This is a genomic window from Novosphingobium sp. SG707, assembly GCF_012275515.1.
Classification (GTDB): Bacteria; Pseudomonadota; Alphaproteobacteria; order Sphingomonadales; family Sphingomonadaceae; genus Novosphingobium.
The window spans coordinates 1-18,705 of the sequence record NZ_JAAZQL010000004.1 but is presented as its reverse complement, the minus strand read 5'-3'; the positions used below and the strand labels follow the sequence as shown (position 1 = coordinate 18,705).

15 protein-coding genes and 1 tRNA gene are annotated in these 18,705 nt (G+C 60.9%); 7 read left to right on the top strand and 9 right to left on the bottom strand.

Features of this window, described 5'->3' with window-relative positions; all coding sequences use genetic code 11:
* Positions 1-334 precede the first annotated feature (334 nt).
* Positions 335-970 carry an HIRAN domain-containing protein gene (locus tag FHW92_RS25535; protein WP_210428487.1) on the top strand — a complete coding sequence of 212 codons (636 nt, stop codon included), beginning with the start codon at positions 335-337 and terminating at the stop codon, positions 968-970.
* A gap of 122 nt (positions 971-1,092) precedes the next feature.
* Here the strand turns inward: FHW92_RS25535 and FHW92_RS12490 are convergent, their stop codons facing one another.
* The 3 genes from FHW92_RS12490 to FHW92_RS12480 all read right to left on the bottom strand — a co-directional run bounded on the left by FHW92_RS12490 (position 1,093) and on the right by FHW92_RS12480 (position 5,928).
* Entirely contained in the window at positions 1,093-3,486 is a 2,394-nt protein-coding gene (locus FHW92_RS12490; protein WP_168603620.1) for a TonB-dependent receptor, read from the bottom strand.
* Between the two features lie 293 nt (positions 3,487-3,779).
* Entirely contained in the window at positions 3,780-4,889 is a 1,110-nt protein-coding gene (locus FHW92_RS12485; RefSeq protein WP_168603619.1) for a CapA family protein, read from the bottom strand.
* A gap of 16 nt (positions 4,890-4,905) precedes the next feature.
* Positions 4,906-5,928, bottom strand: a complete 1,023-nt coding sequence (locus FHW92_RS12480) for a hypothetical protein (RefSeq protein WP_168603618.1) — start codon at positions 5,926-5,928, stop codon at positions 4,906-4,908.
* Between the two features lie 194 nt (positions 5,929-6,122).
* Here FHW92_RS12480 and FHW92_RS12475 point away from each other — a divergent pair, with 194 nt between their 5' ends.
* A complete protein-coding gene (locus tag FHW92_RS12475) occupies positions 6,123-6,488 on the top strand; it encodes a glutathione S-transferase N-terminal domain-containing protein (RefSeq protein WP_168603617.1) in 366 nt (121 codons plus the stop codon).
* 3 nt (positions 6,489-6,491) lie between these two features.
* Here the strand turns inward: FHW92_RS12475 and FHW92_RS12470 are convergent, their stop codons facing one another.
* Complete coding sequence (locus tag FHW92_RS12470) at positions 6,492-7,373, bottom strand: alpha/beta hydrolase (protein WP_168603616.1); 882 nt, start codon at positions 7,371-7,373, stop codon at positions 6,492-6,494.
* 253 nt (positions 7,374-7,626) lie between these two features.
* On the opposite strand from FHW92_RS12470, the gene FHW92_RS12465 reads away from it, so the two are divergent.
* On the top strand, positions 7,627-8,610 hold the full coding sequence (locus FHW92_RS12465; protein ID WP_168603615.1) for a helix-turn-helix transcriptional regulator: 984 nt from the start codon (positions 7,627-7,629) through the stop codon (positions 8,608-8,610).
* 71 nt (positions 8,611-8,681) lie between these two features.
* Here the strand turns inward: FHW92_RS12465 and FHW92_RS12460 are convergent, their stop codons facing one another.
* Positions 8,682-9,152 (bottom strand): Hsp20 family protein, encoded by a 471-nt coding sequence (locus FHW92_RS12460; protein ID WP_168603614.1) that lies wholly within the window; start codon positions 9,150-9,152, stop codon positions 8,682-8,684.
* A gap of 165 nt (positions 9,153-9,317) precedes the next feature.
* Between FHW92_RS12460 and grxC the strand changes: the two genes are divergently transcribed.
* From grxC to FHW92_RS12440, 4 genes are all read left to right on the top strand, one after another.
* Positions 9,318-9,581, top strand: a complete 264-nt coding sequence (gene grxC / locus FHW92_RS12455; protein WP_168603613.1) for a glutaredoxin 3 — start codon at positions 9,318-9,320, stop codon at positions 9,579-9,581.
* Between the two features lies 1 nt (position 9,582).
* Positions 9,583-10,404, top strand: coding sequence for a carbon-nitrogen hydrolase family protein (locus FHW92_RS12450; protein WP_168603612.1), 822 nt, complete (start codon positions 9,583-9,585; stop codon positions 10,402-10,404).
* A gap of 6 nt (positions 10,405-10,410) precedes the next feature.
* A complete protein-coding gene (locus FHW92_RS12445) occupies positions 10,411-10,896 on the top strand; it encodes a DUF1178 family protein (RefSeq protein ID WP_168603611.1) in 486 nt (161 codons plus the stop codon).
* A gap of 61 nt (positions 10,897-10,957) precedes the next feature.
* Positions 10,958-11,034 (top strand) — tRNA-Arg (locus FHW92_RS12440).
* A gap of 484 nt (positions 11,035-11,518) precedes the next feature.
* On the opposite strand, the gene FHW92_RS12430 is transcribed toward FHW92_RS12440, so the two are convergent.
* The 4 genes from FHW92_RS12430 to FHW92_RS12415 all read right to left on the bottom strand — a co-directional run.
* Positions 11,519-11,947, bottom strand: coding sequence for a type II toxin-antitoxin system PemK/MazF family toxin (locus FHW92_RS12430; RefSeq protein WP_168603610.1), 429 nt, complete (start codon positions 11,945-11,947; stop codon positions 11,519-11,521).
* A gap of 99 nt (positions 11,948-12,046) precedes the next feature.
* Positions 12,047-13,624: an IS630 family transposase gene (locus tag FHW92_RS12425; protein WP_210428486.1), complete on the bottom strand. Its 1,578-nt coding sequence runs from the start codon at positions 13,622-13,624 to the stop codon at positions 12,047-12,049.
* Between the two features lie 963 nt (positions 13,625-14,587).
* Positions 14,588-17,566, bottom strand: coding sequence for a hypothetical protein (locus tag FHW92_RS12420; protein WP_168603609.1), 2,979 nt, complete (start codon positions 17,564-17,566; stop codon positions 14,588-14,590).
* 503 nt (positions 17,567-18,069) lie between these two features.
* Positions 18,070-18,705: hypothetical protein (locus tag FHW92_RS12415; RefSeq protein ID WP_210428485.1), on the bottom strand; the 636-nt coding region annotated here is incomplete at its 5' end.

The following is an 18,705-nucleotide window of genomic DNA, read 5'->3' as shown; positions in this document are numbered from 1 at the left end:
CTATACTAAGCGCGCCCATTTCCCTACCATGCGACCATTGACAGTTATGTTGATAGAACGTCTTGGTTATCGCGTGGTTAAGGCAAAGTTGTGCGGGGTGATGGCAAAGTGCCTCCGGCGATTTTCTCCTGGTCGGTTACAGGCTGTAAAGGCTGCCTGCTGTCGCCCTTCGCGCCGGGCGCCATCGCGGCGCCCATGCCGTGTTAGTGCATAGTTTGCCTTGCCTTGGTGGGCCTTATGGTCCTACTCGCGCGTCTGAATGGGATTGCGGCGATGGAGGCTGCGGCGGCGCCTGATCGCTGCGGCCCCATCGTAAGAAGGCAAAGGGATCAGCATGTTCAGTTTCTTGAAGCGGTTTTTCGGCAACATGGTTCGCAAGGTGCAAAACCTGCCCATGGACCCGGATCAGGCGACCTTGCAGGAAACGCCCCCTTCGGCGGTTTCACCGCCGGTCGAGCCTGCGCGCGCGCCGGTGATCGCTGCCGAAGCGCCGCCGCCTGTCTTCGCGCCTGCGCCCGCCTTTGCCCCCGCGCCCGCGACGATTTCGGAGGATTTCCTGCGCGGCTCGATCTTTGACGATGATGACGAAGAAGAAGTGCTGCCCGGCGACAAGCCCAATCTGGGCATGGTGCCCAGCATCGGCAATCCCAATGCCTATATGATCGGACTGGTGGGCGAGGATCAGCACCGCGAGGCGGTCAACAGCCTGACCGAGGGCATGCCGATCACGCTGCAGCTGGAACCGGACAATCCGCATGATCCCTCGGCCATTGCCGCGGTTGAACGTTATGGCCGCGTCATTGGCTATATCAGCCACGACTGCTGGGTGCGCGAGGCGGTCTATGGCGGCGGTTCGGGCTTTTCGGCCTGGGTACTGGCGGTCGAAATGGGCGACCGGGGCTATCGCGAGGTGGTTCTGGAGGTGGAACCCAGCGAAAGGCCGCTGCGCGAAAGGTCTTATCAGGGCTGAGCGCTTTACAATTTAGCCTGTCTGACGGGTCTGGCAGCGATGCCGGGCCCGTTTTTTAATCGCATGGTGCAGACACAAAAAAGCGCCCCGCCGAATGGACGGGGCGCTTTCTTTTGGGCTGATTACCAGTTCAGGCTCAGCTTGGCATAGAGATAGCGGCCGTTGAAGCCCCACGGCGCATAGTAGGGGAACGCCACGCCGCCATTGGTGGCCAGCAGGCTGAGGGGCGTCTTGGTCGGATAGATGTCGAACAGATTGTTTGCACCGATCGACAGGCTCGCCATGGGCAGAACCTTGTAGCGCGCTTCCAGATCGATGATCGTCTTGCGGCCGGTGCTCAGGTCACCGGCGGCTGTCGAGGACGGCTGGATCACATTGCCATAGTAGGACGCACGGGCCGTCGCGCCCAGCTTGTCCAACGACCAGTCGACCGAACCGACCAGCTTTTCGCCCGGCGTGCCCTCGGTGATCGTCAGGATGCGCTGGCGCGCAAACAGCGTCGAGAGCGACGAGGTGGGATAGCTGTCAACGGTGATCTTGTTGATGTTGGCCGCCGCCGTCAGGTCAAAGATACCCACCGATGCGGTGCGCAGCTTGTAATGGCCTACGATGTCCACACCCTTGGTCGTGGTATGCAGCCCATTGATGAAGAAGCGGGCGGCCGTCACGGCATAGATGGCCTGATCGGCCGTCGACAGGGGGATGTTCTCCGACAGGCCAAGCTGGTCGCGGATCTTGATGACATAACCGTCGATGGTCAGGTCGAAGCCGCCCTTGCGGAACACCGCGCCGGCCGAGAAGTTGGTCGACTTTTCAGGACGCAGCGCCTGACCGCCCAGCGAACGAGCGATGTTGCTGGTCGAGGGGAAGGTGCCGGTTTCCACGATGCTCGGCACGGTCTGGCCGGGCAGCGTGGTCAGGACCGAAGCGGTCGAGGTGAAATACTGCTGCTGCAGCGAAGGGGCGCGGAAGCCGGTCGAAACCGTGCCGCGCAGCGCGAACCAGTCGGCCAGATCGGCGCGGGCCGAAAGCTTGCCGGTGGCAATGTCGCCAAAGTCGGAATAGTGCTCGCCGCGAACGGCTGCACCAAAGGTGAAGATGCTGGGCAGCTTGGCTTCGAGATCGAGGTAGATCGCGTTGCTGATGCGGCTGGTCTTGAGAGCATTGCCCGCCTGGAAGCCGATGAAGCCCTGCGCGCCGCTGGTCAGGCTGTTCGAAGCGCCCACCGCTCGGTTATACGAGGTCGGTTCGCCCGCGATGATGCGATAGCCTTCGCGGCGCACTTCGACGCCCCAGGCCACGTTCAGATCCGTGCCGCCCAGCTTGTAGAGCTTGGCCAGATCCATGCCGCCCAGCGCCTGATCATAGATCATCGCGCCGTCATAGAAGCTGGTCTGCGAAGCCGCGCCATAGGTGGAGTTGAGCGAACCCTGCGTGCGATAGTCGAGACGGTTGCGGCCGTAGGAAGCCTTGATCGTCGCGTTCCAGTCGCCCATCTGGCCGCGCACGCCCGCCGTCACGGTCAGGTCCTTCGACAGGACCTTGATCTGGGGAAGGAAGCCGTTGGGATAGATCGCCAAAACGTTATTGACGTTGCCCGGCTCGCGCGCAAAGGCCGAGCTGGTGCTGTCGCGGAACTGATAGCCGCCAAAGGCAAACGCGGTCCAGTTGGTGTCGCCGATCGGCAGCGCGGCGTTGACATAGCCCGTGCCCTGCAGAACCTTGGGATCGCCGATGCGCGAACGCACCACAGCCGGAGATGCCGGGTTGGCGGTGGTCGTGCGCGTGTCGAGGTCCGAACGGCCCGTCAGGCCGCGATCCAGATATTCGCCGGTAACGGTCAGGAAGCCGCCGTTGTTGCCCAGCTTGAAGCCCTGCCATGCGCCCAGCGTCAGCGTGCCGCCGTCCGAGATATGACGCGAGGAGCGCGCGCCGTTGAACTGCGTTTCATACTGGCCATAGGAAGCCGTCGCGCCGCCGCCATGGCTGGCTTCGCGCAGGCGCAGGTTGATCACGCCCGCGATGGCGTCCGAGCCATATTGCGCCGAGGCGCCGTCTCGCAACACTTCGACCTGCGAAAGGGCGAGGGTGGGGATGGTGTTGAGGTCGACCGCCGCCGAACCGCGACCCACCGAGCCGTTGACGTTGAGCAGCGCCGAAGTGTGGCCGCGCACGCCATTGATCAGCACCAGCGTCTGGTCGGGCGAGAGGCCGCGCAGCGTGGCGGGGCGGATCGAGTCGGTGCCGTCGGTGCCGGCCGGACGCGGGAAATCGATCGAGGGCGCAACAGCAGCCAGCGAAGCACCCAGTTCGGTCGAGCCCTGACGCGAAAGCGTGTCAAGCGAGAGCACATCGACGGGGGCGACGGTGTCGAGCTTGGTGCGGTTCTGGGCGCGGGTGCCGGTCACGACGATGGTGGTGTCGGTGTTCTGGTCTGCGGCCCATGCGGGGGTGCTGACGGCCACCGCCAATGCGGAGCCGACGCCAGCCAGAAGGGCTTGGCGGAAGTGGGTCATAGGAATGTCCTCATTCACTTGGCGAAGAATTTATGTTTATCGATTGCCGGCCGGGGGGCGGTCGACAACCGGTATCTCCCCTAGACCCCGATTGTCCCGCTGGACAACCAACAAAACATGGCAAGCTGTCAAGGAATCGCCGCCAAGCGGAAAAAGACGTACAAGGTGACATTTTTGCCGCATCTTTTGGGTGTTAGGCCCGGTTTTTGCCGTCTTTCTGCGTAAATCGCTATTTGGAATATGGATAGAAGCAGAGCTTGTATGAACGGCGTGACAGGTTCGGCGCAGGTTGTTCAGCCCAGCACTATTGTGTCGCCCCGCGCCTCATATTTGGCGCTCAGCCCGGCCTCTTCATTGCACCAGCGCATATAGGCCAGCACCTTTGCAAAGCGCGGATCGGTGGCGGGCAGGGGCTCGGCCTGCGCATCATCATTGATGAAGGCGGGGCGAAAGGCGGTGCGGGCAATACCCTCGCGCGTCAGGTCGCATTCCACGATCAGGGTCATGCGGCTGTCGGGCGGGAAATTATACATGCTCTCGAAATTGGGCTCCCATTCGGGGGCTAGTTTCTGGATTTCCCTAAAGCCCTTGGATTGCGCATGTTCGCGCGTCATCGGCAGGTCGATGGCGAAATTGCCCAGACTGTAGAAGATCGGACGCCCGCGATAGATGTCCACGCCTTTCAGGATATGGGCATGGTGGCCAAGGATGATATCGGCCCCGGCGTCGATCACGGCGCGGCCCACCTCGAACTGATAGTCGGCAATCGTGGCGGGCACGAAATGGATGCCCCAATGCAGGGAAGCCACCACCACATCGGCCTGCGCCCGCACGCTGCGCACATCGGCCAGAAAAGCGGCCAGATCATCGGCATGGGCATAGGTGTGGATGCGGGCAGGGGTGCCGGGCTGGTCGATCTCGATCTGTTCATACAGCGTGTGGGCGCGCATCGGCACGCATCCGGCGCGGCGTTCATCAGCCCAGAAGCCGGGCGGCAGGATCGAGCAGGCGGCAAGGAAAGCTACCCGCACCCCGTTCACCTCGCGGATGACGGGACGGCGCGCCTGCCCAATATTCTGCCCCACGCCCACCACGTCCAGCCCCGCCGCGCCCAGATGAGCCAGCGTGTCATTCAGCCCTTCCGGCCCCCAGTCCATGCAGTGATTGCCCGCAAAGGAGATCACATCATAGCCCGCCTCGGCAATCGCCTGCGCGGCGGCGGGGATGGCGCGATGGGTGTGACGCACCTGGGGCAGGCGAAAGCCCCTTTCGGAAATCACGCATTCCAATTGGCCAAAGGTGATGTCGGCCTCTTGCAGCAGCGGGGCGGAGGGCGCGAAACATTGCGCCGGGTTGGGGCGGTTGGGGCCGATATCGCCCGTTGCCCGAAACAGGACCGTCATGACAAACTCCGTTGATTTAGCGGCGACGCAGACGGGGCCCCACCGAAAGCAGCAGCACCGCGATCAGCAGCAGCGCGGCCCCGACAAATTCCGCCTCGCTGGGCCATTTCCCGCCATAGAATTGGGCAAGGATCACCGTGCCGCCCACGCCCGCCAGAATGCTGGCCGAACGCTCCAATGGCACGCAAAAGCTGTTTTCCCGCCCGTCGAGCAGGATGAGGCCGGAAAACACGCCGGTCGCGCAGACCATCAGTCCGGTCACGATCATCGCGGGCAGATGTTCGCTGCGCCACGCCTGCGTAAAGCCCCAGAGCAATTGTTCGCCCGCGCCGCCGGGCGCCCGGTCCGTCCATGCGATGGCGGCCAGCGAGAGGATGGCGATGGGAAAGGCCACCAGCTTTTCCTCACTGAAAAAGCGGCGCAGGCGGATCGGATCATCATCCTTGGCCACGCGCGTCATCACCCAGAGGCGGCCGAAATAGCCCGCCGTATAGATCAGCAGCGTGAGAAGCGCCAAAACCGGCAGCGCCAGCCCTCCGCGCGCGCTCAGCGTATGAAACAGCGCCAGCGCCACCAGCACCAGCGCGCCCCACGACCACCAATGCACCCGCCGCCCCAGCAGGAGATCGACCAGCGGCGCGATGATCAGAATGTCGCCCCGCATCAGCAATTGCATGAAAGGGATCGAAACATCGCGGAACGTATAGGACAGAGGCACCGTGGTCAGCACAAAGACCGTGCAAAGCCCCGACCAGAACGTGGCCCGCGTGGCCCCCGGCAGCGAGAGGCCGCCCACGCGCACCCGGTGCATCAGCCGGCCCCAGCCCGAAATCCAGATGAAGCCATAGGTCGAGACCGCCGCGCTGATCAGCATCACCGGCAGGATATGCAGCCCGGTCAGCGGATGGCCATGGCCGTCCATGCCGTTGGTGGCCAGATAGCGGGTAAGGATGACATAGGGCAGATAGGAAAGCAGATAGGACAATGTCACCAGTTCAATGGCCGAATGCTTTTGCCGGGTCAGATGGCCCTTCGTCACATGGCTCTCCCTCGCCATTTCCTGTTCTTTTCGCACGATAGGCGCGCCACCCTTATTCTGCAAGCGCTTTCAAAAACCGTGTTGCATCGACTTATGGAACTGCCGGAGGAATGGTCGATTGCATTTATCAGGCTTGACAATCATGGGCCCATGACCGTCAAACCGCCACCCATAATCCAAGCAGGACAAGCATCATGAGCCAAGCCGATTTCCGCCCGATCGCCTATCTTAAGGATCGCTGTCCGTGGTGTTTGAAGTTCCGCCTGTTCCTGCTGGAATCGGGCCTGCGGGACCATTTTGATTTCCGCGAATTCGTGCCCGGCGATGACCGCGAGGCCGCGATCCGTGCGGAGCTGGCCCCGCATTTCGCCAAGCCCAGTTTCCCCACGGTCCAGATCGCGCCCGGCGTGTACATGCGCGAATCCGACGATCTGATCGCCCATTATGCTGCCGCGCATGGGGTGGATGTGGGCGATCTGCCCACGCTGGACCAATATATCCGCGGGCCTTTGGTCACCATTGCCGAATTGCGGGCCGAAATCGCCGAACTGCGCGGCTGAGCCTCAGTCCTGCGCCAGAAAGGCCCGCAGGTCGGGCATGAAGGCGTCGAAACGGTCGTGGTGCGGCCAATGGCTGGCCCGGTCATATTCGATCAGGCACGCATCGCGGAAATGCCCGATCCGGCCATCCTGCGCCGGGTTGGGCATGAAGCTCTCGCTGCCCTGAATGAACAGGACCGGACAGGCCACGGCCTGCCACAGGCTCTCGATCTCTTCCTGCTGAAAATCGACCAGCGGGAAGATGTTGAGCCGGGGATCGAATTTCCAGCGATAGGTGCCGTCTTCCTGCACGCGCAGCGCGTGATGGGTCAGGTGATGGACCTGCTCCTCATTGAGATGGCCGTTCTTTTCGCGCATCCGGGCGCAGGCCTGCTCCTCGCTGATATACGAGCGCGGGCGGCGGCCGGGCGCGGCGCGATGCTGGGCCACCCATTCGCGCATCCGCGCCGCAAAGGGCGTGATGGCCAGCAGCGGGTCGGCCGCGGTGGGCACGCTCAGCCCTTCGATGTTGATGAATTTGGCCACCCGTTCTGGATAGAGCCCGGCATAGCGCGTGGTGATCATCGCGCCCAGAGAATGAGCGCAGATCGTAACCCGGTCCGCTCCGATGGCCTCGATCAGATTGACGAAATCAAGGATATAGGCCGCCATGTTATAGGCCGCATCAACCGACCAGTCGCTGTCGCCATGGCCGCGCAGGTCCGGCGCGATGACATGCCAGTCCGCCGCCAGTTCGCGCGCGATCCAGTCCATCGAGCGCGCATGATCGAACCCGCCATGCTGAAGGATCAGCACCGGCGCTTGCGGGTTGCCCCAGTCCAGATAGTGCAGGCGCAGGTTCTGGCTGGTGAAATAATGCGAGGTGGGGGAGGGCGCCGCGTTCATGCCGGCGGCCATGGGCGCGGCGGCGCGTCGCGTCAACCGCGACGAAGGGCGCTCAAGGTTAGCGTCTGTGTAACCCATTGCAAGGCAGGCGGCGGGCGATTAGTCTCAACGCCTTCTTGAAGGGGGAACAGAGATTCTGGGGCAAACTCTGGCCGAGGCGTTTCTTGCCGCACCTTTTTCCGAGGATGGCTGGGATCACGCGCTGCGCGCTCTGGCCAGTGCCACGGGGTCCTCGCGCGGTCATCTGATCGCGATGAATGACCGGCATGCGCGCTTCAACTGGATGACCGATGCGCCGCTCGATTATGGTCAGGTGTTTGTCGATATCGAGGCCTATCGGCCCGAGGTGAATTACCGCATCGGCGCGATGGCCGCGCCCATGGAGGTTACTTTCGAGGTCGATTATGATGCCTATCGGCAGAAATCGGGCACCAACGAAGTCTATCTGAGCCATGCGCGCGATCTGGAGGGTGAATTCGGCTGCCAGTCGGTGCTGATGCGGGGCGAGGGCTTGATGATCGGGTTGGCAATGCTGCATGGCAATGCCGACGGACTCTCTACGCCCGAGCAGCGCGCGATTTTTGCCGATTGCCTGCCCCATGTGCTGGCCGGGGTGCGGTTGCAAAATGCCATCGACCATCAGGGGACAGAGCTGCTGCGCGGCTCGCTCGACATGATGCGCACGGCTGCGATGCTGGTGGACGGGGCGGGGCGGGTCTGCGCCTGGACGCGCCCGGCCGAGGATGTGCTGTCGGGCGGATTGCTCTTGATCGCGGGCGGGCAATTACAGGCCGCGCACGGCGGTTTTGACGCTATGCTCCAGCGCGCCGTGGGGGCGGCCATCGCCTCGCAGCCGGTCCCTTTTCCGGACCTGTGGGTGCCCCATGCCTCGCCGCCGTTGCTGGTCGAGGTTAATCCCTTGCCCTTGCGGCCATGGAGTTTCGGCTTTGCCCCGGCCGCGATCATCACTTTCCGCTCGCCGCTGCGCAGTGATATGCTCGATGGCGCGGTTCTGGCGCAGGCGCTGGGGCTGACGCGGGCCGAGGGGGATGTGACCGCGATGGTGGCCATGGGGCAAAGCAGGCAGGCGATTGCCGCAGCGCGCTGCACCAGCGTCCAGACCGTGACCGCCCAGATGCGCTCGATTTTTCAGAAATGCGGCGTGCGGCGCGAGGCCGAGCTGGTCGCCATCGCGCTGCAGATCGGGCAATTGAGCCGCAACGCGCGGGAGACATAAAAAAGTCTTCCGCAAAAAAGCCTTCCGCGCAAGGGGGGCACGCGGAAGGCTTCTTGGGAAGTTCAGGGAAATCAGGCCGCGTTCTTGCCTTCCACCACGGTCAGCGAGGCGGGGCCTGCGGTGCCGATGGCGATCTTCTTGGGCTTCATCGCCTCGGGCACTTCGCGGATCAGGTCGATGACCAGCAGGCCGTCTTCAAGATTGGCCGCCTCGACCCGGACGAAATCGGCCAGTTCAAAGCGGCGTTCAAACCCGCGCTGGGCAATGCCGAGGTGGAGGAATTCGCTCTGCGCGGCGCTTTGCTCGTCATGCTTGCGGCCCTGAATGACCAGCAGGTTCTGCTGCGCGACGATTTCGATATCGGCGGGCTTGAACCCGGCGACGGCCAGCGTGATGCGATAGGAATCCTCGCCCTTGCGCTCGATGTTGAAGGGGGGATAATTGTCGCTCGCCCCCGCACGATTGGCGTTTTCCAGCAGGTCGAACAAACGGTCGAAGCCAACGGTGTTGCGGCGATAGGGAGTGAAATCAAAACGGGTCATAACAAAAATCCTCGTTCAAAATGAGCAATTTTCGGTTTCGTCAAAGCCCTTGTCGGCGCTTTGCATTTGTGGTCATGCCCGGTGCGGCGCATGACACGCATCTTGAGATATGTTAGCCGCCACCTATTTCAAGACCCCGATACACGACAAAGAAGGACTAGCCCGATGACCACTCCCAAGGTCGAGATCTATACCCAATGGGGCTGCCCCTATTGCGTGCGCGCCAAGGCGCTGCTGGACAGCAAGAAGGTGGCCTATACCGAGATCGACGTGACGATGGACACCGCCAAGCGCCGCGAGATGGCCGAGCGCAATCCGGGCGCGCGCACCGTGCCGCAGGTCTTCGTAAACGATCAGGCGCTGGGCGGCAGCGACGATATCCACGCGCTGGACGCGGCGGGCAAGCTCGACCCGCTGCTGGGCCTGTAATATGGCCCGCGTCGCCCTGCTTCAGATGACGAGCGGGATCGATCCCGCCGCCAATGCCGCCGCAATTGCCGATGCCGCGCGCGCGGCCAGGGCGGGCGGGGCGACGATGCTGTTCACGCCGGAAATGTGCGGTTTGATCGACCGCGACCGCGCGCGCGCCGCGCCGCATATCGTTGCGCCCGAGGAAAACCCGGTGCTGGCCGCCGCGCGTGAGGTTGCCGCGCAGGAGGGCATCTGGATCGTGCTGGGCTCGCTGGCCGTGCGGGTGGAGGGCGAAGAACGCGCGGCCAACCGCACCTTTGTGATCGACGCCAAGGGGGGCATTGCCGCCCATTACGACAAGATCCATATGTTCGACGTGGACCTTGCCACGGGCGAAAGCTGGCGCGAGAGCCGGGCCTATCGTCCGGGCGACCGCGTGGTGACGGTGGACACGCCCGCTGGGCGGCTGGGGCTGGCGATCTGTTATGACCTGCGCTTCCCCGCGCTGTTCGAGGCTTTGGGTCGGGCGCGCTGTGATCTGATCGCGATTCCGGCCGCCTTTACCGTGCCCACGGGCGCGGCCCATTGGCATATCATGCAGCGGGCCCGCGCCATCGAGGCCAGTGCCTATGTCCTCTCCGCCGCGCAGGTGGGCCAGCATCAGGACGGCCGCGCCACCTACGGCCATTCGCTGGCGGTTGATCCGTGGGGCGATGTCCTGCTCGATCTGGGGGGCGAGGCCGCGGGGCTTGGCTTTGCCGAGATCGAGCCGCAGCGCCTTGCCGAAATCCGCGCCCAATTGCCCAGCCTCGCCAACCGGCGGCCTATTTCCGCGACGTGACTTTCGATGATTGTGTTCGATCTTATTTGCCGTAACCACGGGCATCGTTTTGAGGGCTGGTTCGCCTCCTCGGAGGATTTTTCGGGCCAGCAGCAGCGCGGCCTCGTGACTTGTCCGCAATGCGACAGCCATGATGTGATCAAGGCCCCGATGGCCCCGCGTCTGAACCGCAAGGGCAATCAGCAGGGCGCGGCTGTTCCCGTACCGGCGCCTGCGGCCAGCCCGCCGCCGCCCGTCCTTCCGCCTGAGGCGCGCGAGAAATTGCAGGCCGCCTTTGCCGCCATCGCCCAGGCGCAGGCCGAGGCGATCAAATCCTCGCGCTGGGTCGGCAGGAATTTCGTCGAGGACGCGCGCGCCATGCATTACGGCGACAAGGAACCCGCCCCCATCCATGGTCAGGCCAGTCTGCAGGACGCGAAGGCCCTTGTCGAGGAAGGGGTTGAGATCATGCCCTTGCTGATCCCTGTGGCCCCGCCTGACGAGATTAACTGAGGCTTTTGTGCGCGGCGGTGGTTGCCAGAGCGCGCAGGCCCCATTATGGCCTCTCCCGCGTGCATCCGTAGCTCAGCAGGATAGAGCATCAGATTCCTAATCTGAGGGCCGTGGGTTCGAATCCCGCCGGGTGCACCAATTTTTTCAGATGCTTAGTGGCGATCCGAGTTGGGCTTGGGTCGCCGATTTTGTTTCCAGGCATCAGATAGGCATCAGGCGAAGCAATTTCGCGGAGTGGCGATGATTCGACCGTAGCTGCACGGTATGACGATCCGCTTCGAGAAGGGCTTTGGCGTCAAGGCTGACACGCTGCTGCGGATGCAGGCGGCCTATGAGCTTGCTCAGGCCCGCGCGCATGGGACGAGATTGAGGTCGAGCGTCTGGTGCTCGCGGCCTGAACGATATGAAAGCCTCCCGGAAGGGGCAGGCGCCATTGCCGCAATGAGCTTGAGGGCAAGGCGATTAGAATCGCGAAGGCCCCGCCGTTTCCGACAGGGCCTTCCGAACACATCGACGACCTCACAAGCTTGTTATCGCCGACGCGAGGCCCGCTGCACCGATTAAGATGCAGTCTCCAAGCCCGATGCAGAAGCAGAGCGGGAACAGCCAAGGATATAGTCTCTCAAAGGTGAAGGGTCAATGAACCGAGGCCCAGCCCATGCAAAATACCCTTTCGAACCTCGATGAGATCATCATCAGCTAGGCGGCCTGTCCGATATCTACGCCCGCCGCCACCCGGGGTTCTTCCATCCTTGAAGCGGTCCAAACGAGCAAGACTCACTGTTGCTACCATATCACACTTCGCCCACATAATAGGCGCATCGAAAGGAGCAGGGAGCGGCACTGCCAGAGCGATCTTGTGATGATGCAGTTCAGTAGGATTCGGCTCAGTGGTGCTCAAAGGAACAACTGCAACTAGATTGCTTCTCCGGCGCAAACGCGGTGAAACCACTACGACCGGGCGCGCTTTTACCATTTCCGGCTCGATGAAGCCCGTCTTATAATCACAGAGAACGATCTCGCCCGGCGAAGGATAATACAGAAGCGGCATGTTTTGTTCTTAGGGCTGCCAGCCGGTTGCGGGCAATCCCCATTTACCCTTTTCCCCCACCACCTCCATCACAACCGTAGCTTCAGGGTATAGCCTTCATTACCGCCACCCCGGCTCCTTGCAATTGTTGCTATCGGTAAAGACCGCTGGCGCTCGTTCATTGCCCCAGATCCGATTGCCCGCGCGCTTAGGGTTATCCCGGAAATACTGGTTTCGTTCGTCGAAATACCGATCAATTGCTTTGCGCACGGCCTCAACCGACGGATAGTCGCTGTTGTGGATGATCGCCCGCGCCATGCCGCTGAACACCGCTTCAATGACGTTCAGGAATTGCGCCCCAGCCGGTAGCGGTGCCGTTTCCACGCGGGGTAGGCTGGTAGCCACCGCCAGCGCGTTATGCTCCTCAATCCGCTGTTTGAGCTTCTTGGAAATGTGCCAAGATGCCGCGTCCCATGAGAGGTAGAGGGTCTGTCGGTCGGCATAGCGTTCCAACAGAACATCCATCATGCGGAGCATTTCAGCCGTGTTTTTCCTCTCGCTGTAAAAATGGGTGACCTGGTTGCCGCTCAGTTCGAGCGCGGCGGTCATGATCATGCAGCCCTTGGACTTCTGCCACTGCGGCACCGTCTTTTGGGTGTCAGGTGGTCCGAGGGTCCGTCCAGCCTTCATCTTCACCGCAAATGGCCCGAACTCATCAATCGAGAAGAACGCCTCGTCGGGTGTCAGGTTTGCCAAAATGGTCTGAACTGCGGCCAGCCGTTCTCGATATGCCGGATCTTGTGAGGTGAGCACGATCTTTGCCTTGCGCCATTTCCAGCCAGCGTCTCGGATGATCTGGCCCAGGACGTAACGCCCGACCGGGAATCCTTGCTGCTCCAACGTCGCCTGCAATTCGCTCATGATCCAGGACGTACGATTGATCCCGTGCTCCTTCGGTGGCTGGTGCAGGGTGCGGAAGACTGCTGCCTTCAGCTCTTTTTCATCGGCTTTGCGCTGGGCTCTTGTCACCGGCGCCAGCAGCGCTTCCACGCCGCCCGCCAGATAAGAGCGCAGATAGCCACGACAAGTATTCCGGCTGGTGCCAAGGCATGCGCTGATACGCCGGAGTGCAAAGCCCTGCTCGTGCGCCAACGCCGTGACGGCTTTATCCCGTTTTCGCTTTTGGGTGGAGTGGACGGCATCCAGCAAGGGTTTCACCAAGGCGGGCGCCCCATGGAAAGCCATGCCCGCCCGGTCACCGCGCAGCCTGTTGATCCAATCCGATGCTTCGGCGGCACGCTCCGCTCTGCGGTCGCGATGCAGCCGGAGCATTATATCGACCGAGCCCGTTAGCGCTTCGGGTTCGAGTCTGTAGGCCTTTGGCCCTTTATTGATGGCAAGGCTTTCTATGGGCCCCACAGCACCGGCTGGCCGCACCAGAACAGGCAGTTGGGTAACCTGAACGCTACGACAGTAGCGGCGGACACTGCCGTAGCCTCCACGATAGCCATGGTGATCACGGAGTTCCCTGAATATTGAAGCTGCGCTGTGGCGTTCCCGCTGGGGTCGCTCCTCATCTTCAGCAAGGATTGTGCCGATGGCTGCCTCAAAACCGGTGATCGATGTTGAGCGGGGCGCCCGGATATATCGCGGCGGCCGATCAAGGTGGAGCATTTTCCTGACGGTGTTGCGGCTCAATTTCTCCCGGCGAGCTGTCCTGTGGATTGATTGACCATCAGCAAGGACGCTTTGCCGAACACGCGACCATAGGGTTGGATCGGTATGCATTGGCGTTCTCCCGGGGAGATCGTGCAGGGCATTGAATATCACCCTCCTCCTATCGAAGCGAATCGTTAGTTAGGCTGACGGGCGATCTGACGCTAATGCTTCCAGTGATGCTCTATTGATCGACCGCAGCTTAAGGCCTGCTAATCTGTTTGAACCCCGCCTGACCCCACGCTTCATCCCACCGGCAGGATTGCCCTGCTAAGCCGAACGTCCCCGCTCATGGCTACCAATTCGGGGTGGGGGCGCGTCGGCTGGTGTTTGGGGCTCTGGGCACCAGTCGGCGCGTTACTCTTTTCCGTACCTGCCCGTCCCGGCCTCACGAACTCGGCCGGCTTATTCATCCGTCGCCTCTTTCAAATCCTTTTGTGCCTGCTCCACATCTTCTCCAGCCTCTACGGCATTGGGCATCACCTGGCTCTAATCCTCGCTCTTGAAGCGCTCCAGTTGCTCCTGAAGGTTGTCGCTGGCGGTTTCGAGAAGGCTCGGCTCATCGCGGCAAGCAGGCATAGATTATCCCGGGCGGCCCATAAACGGCCCCATTTGGTGCACGATCTCCTGCATCAGGGCCCTTCACATATGCGCGCGCTCGCTCGCACTGATCCATTGTTTTATAGGATATGGTCTTAATCATTTGATGATTTGAAATGATCATTGTGGCAGGGCGCCGGTCTGGCTTCGGGATGAGATGCCGAAATGGACTCCAAGGATCTGGCTTGCTGGTTGCAGCCCCGGCGAGCAACAATAAAGCGGTTATTCCCATGACGTGCCCTCCACAAATTCCACCTCTGTGGCTTAGCAAGGCTAGCCTATCTCGTCACTTATGGCGTTGGGATAGAGGTATATTTCATAACTCTTTGAGCGCGCTATTCTATCTCATTTTTGTAACCTACCAGGTTTTTCAACCTTTCCAGCGTTAAGATTCGACATCAGATAATTTTGTAGTCCCTCAATATCGCCCAATGCGCCGCCTTCTGCTGCCCCAATGGTTGATAGCTTGCGAATGTAATTAGGCATGGCACTAGGCTTAATCTGCGGCATTCGCGCCAACCAGCGGGCAAAGGCTGGAGATGCAAGCAGCCGCCCGCCGCCATATTGTGCAAGAGCGCCGCTGATCGTGAGAAACGGATGCGCGATGATGCCAGTTGCGGCAGCGCCGCTTGTAGCAAGGCCGATGGCAGAGCCTGTATTGGGGAAATTGGCAAACCTCTGCGCCTCTTTCGTACCCTGAGCGACCTTTGCCAGATCATCCAAAGAAGAGCGAACATCAGCGCTGAACAGGCTGCGCTTAGCCCCCGGCGTCATAGCATTCCATTGCGTCAGGAATTGCGGCAAACTGAATGCGGTACCTTCTGCGTTCTGCTGCCCCTTAGAGGCTGTGCCAAGCCGCGAGATCACAGTGGCCCGCACGGTTGCCGCATCCTCTGCCGGGAGGGCGTTCAGGAAACGTCCAAGCCGCGCATTGTTGCGCTGTGTGGCCGAATTGAGTGCGGCCATAATCTCTTCGCCTGATCGCGGCGCAGATCCTTTAGCACCGATAATAGGGGAGAGAACCGTATCGATCAGTTGCACGCGCTCCTTATGCGCCGCTGCGGCATCGGCATAGGCAGTTGCGGCTTTAGCCTTCCCTGCGGCATTCAGGCTGTCAACAATGTCAGTTTCCGCCGCATCAAGCACTGTGCCGATGCGCCGTTCCAGATCAGAACCGCGCAGACCATCTTGCATGAACTTGTCGCGCAGTTGGGTGCGCATGTTTTTCACGCCTTCAACGGGATAGGCTTGATCGAGCTGAGTGCGCAGGGCCTTGAGCTCAGACAATCCCGCTGCGCCGCCCGGCGTCTGTTCCAGTTCAGCGATATTGCGATCAAGCGCCGCGCGGGCATTGACCAAGTCGACAGGCTCTTGCCCGCCAAGCTGGCGCGCCTTATCGTAAAGCGCGTTCACTTTGCTGCGGCTGCTCTGGATGAACTTTTGCGCACCGGTCAAGGCCGCTTCGCCTGCCGTCTCCAATTCGGTGGGCTTGCCAACCAAAGAGGCAATCGCATCGCGTGCCTTTTCGGCCTCTTGCGTGACCTTTTGCGCGCCCTTAACGATGGGCTGGGCGGAAAGCGGGAATTTCGCCGCGCCTCCGGTCACGTTTCGAATGCCGGGGCCTGCTACATCGGCAGGCATGGGATTGATGGATGTTCCAAGCTTTGCATTCAGATTATCCGCAGCCTGAATGACCTGCGCCCCATCACTGGCTGGCGCAGCGGCGCGGGAGGCCTGACGAGCCAAGGCTATATCCGTCAACTTCTGCCCACCGGCCCCGAGGGCAGCGCCAAGACCTGCGCCAGTGACAGCGCCAAGCGCCGAACCGCCCAAACCTTGGCCATAGCCATAGCCTGCGATACCACCGAGGGCCGCACCGGTCTTAAGCGCTGATCCGGTCCCACCAGTGGCCAAGCCGGGGACAAGGCCGCCCCCAAATTCGGCGGCATATCCAAGCAGCCCCTGTTTCTCCCGCGCCTGCTCCTGAGCAAGCCTTGCGGTGTCGCGGGCCTCAATGTACCCGGAAGCAAGCCCCTTATCGGAAAACGCATTTTTGACAGCGCCACCAATTCCTTCAATTTCATCGGACAGGCCAAGCTCGGCACCGGTCAATGCGCGGCTTGCGTAAGACCCTGCACTGGTCGGGTTATAGCCTCGCTTGTCGAGGTTCATCTGAAGCTGGTTGAGATGCGCCTTTTCGGCCTCACTCGTATCGATAGGCTGGAACTGCACGCCTTTTTGCGCGTCCTGTGCCATGCGATCCAGATCGGCTTGGCTGGGCGCAGGAATGCCATTCTGCTGATACCATCCCTTGATGGCGTCAGGAGTGAGGCCGGGATTGCGCAGATTGGCATTCAGGAAGGCAAGGGCTTTCGCTTCCTGATCGGCATTGATGCCGAAATTCTTCTGAAGGTATTCCTCGCGGTTGAAGGGACCATTGTCGCTGCCATCCATGCCGAATTTGATGCCAGTCCCCACCGGAAGGCCGCCGCGCATGTCAGGCGTATTGATGCCGCCACCGGGGCCAGATCCGCCTGAAGGGCCGCCAGAGGCAGAAGGTGAGCTCAATAAGCCGCCCTGATCTTGTCGCGGCTGTCCCTCTACAGGCTGCAACGTCGCACGGGCCTTATCCGCCAAAGGCCCGGCCGCGATTTTCATTGCATCAATCGCCTGAGCGCGGGCGCGAGCTTTCTGGGCAATTACTTCTTTACCATCACCCGGCATCGGGAAAAAAATATGGTATTGCCTATCAAATTCGGCAGGACTGATCGCGGCTCCAGATTCAAGGCGTAGCTGTGCTGCGATAAAGTTCTCTACTGCCTGGTCTGCCCGTTGCCGCTCGTTGCTATTTAAAAACGTGTTTTCAAGATCAGGCGCAGAGGTATGCATGGCTTGACGCACCAAACCACGAGGCGATTTTGCATCATCGGGCAGGGCTAGCCATTCTCGCTCGGCCTGCTCCATTCGCCCGTAGAAACCAGACGCTTTTTGCTGGGCTTCATTTCCAAATTCATCTTTTTTGGGCGTGCCATCTGGATTGTGCGTGGCTTGCCACTCTTGTTGGTCGCGCCTGAATTTGTCCTCTTGCAATTGCTGGTCGCGCCGAGCTCGCGCCTCAGCACTATCCGCTCGTTTGTCTGCATTTTGCTGGATAGTCGTTGCAGCCGGGCCGTAAATTGGGCCAGGAGAAGGAGCCTCTTGAGATGGAATCAAGTGCGCAAATGGGTTGCCTTGGGTAGAGGTTTTTTCGCTTTCGACGCGGAAGGGAGCCCACGGGCTGTTCTGCGATGGGATCAGATGCGCGAAAGAATTATCCTGAGCCATTACGGGTTAACTCCCCATGCCTGCGACGGGTGAAACACCTCAACTGCAGCCACATCTTTGCTGGTTGTGGCGGCTTGTTGCATCGCGCGCATTCCATCTGCCATGGTATCTCGAATGAATGCCCCCATCGACAGGCCTTGCTTTCCCGCGTTGTTCCTTATGTCGCAGAGAAGATCAGCGCTAAGCCGGAATGTGACTGCAGGGTATTTTCTTTGAGGTGGCATGACAGACCTACGCGGATTGATTGGCGTGGTCTGTCTAGTGCCTCGTCCTTACGCCGTTAGGACTGCTTTCGCTGGCAGAATTTGTATGACACACATCTTCGATTTAATCAACCGCGATTATCTTTTTCGGATGGTTCTGCCATCTTTTTGGGGGCTTCGACCATACTGCTATGGCCACTTCGAGATTACCGAAGCAGCCTCGCAATCTCCTTAAGGTTTTTGGCTGCTGCAAGCGTCTTTGCTGACCGTCCACCATGCTTATAGGCGTTGCCATTCCCTTTAGGGGCGCCCGGATTGGTACCCCCGTGCATTCGGCAACGTTTCCTCCCCCGCACCGCTGGAGATTGGCACGCCGAACCCAAGCGGGTCCTTGCCAAACAGCGTGGTGCCGATGCCAGTTGCTCCGGTTGCACGGGATTGATCGTCACTTTTTCCATTTTCATTGCCCCGGGTATGGACGTTTTCAGCGATCACAGCCTGACCGCCGCGATTATCGACATGGATATGGCGAACCACTTGCTCACCACCGCGCCGCATTCGAGCTAACGTTTCCATTTGCCCTTGCGAGGTGCGTAACAATTTCGTGGCGAGGTTCCCGAACGTCTGCACTGTCGGAGCCCACTCAGCCGATCCAAGCTGGCTGAGTGCCCTAATTGCCGCGTCATGCGTAACGTACATTTGGACCAGCAGCAGCGCCTCTGCTTGACTTTTCGGCTCCATGCTCTCGATAAATGAAAGAGCCGCATTATAGCGTTCAGCATTGTCCGCTCCGACCGAGCCGAGGTATTTGAGCAGTTCGTTTGCGCGAGCATTCACCGGGTCCATGGAAACTGCCGCAAACGTCTTTTGCAGCTTGAGTAGCCCATGCGCCTCGCACTCCCCTGCGATACCAATGGACATTCCGCCTCCGGGCTT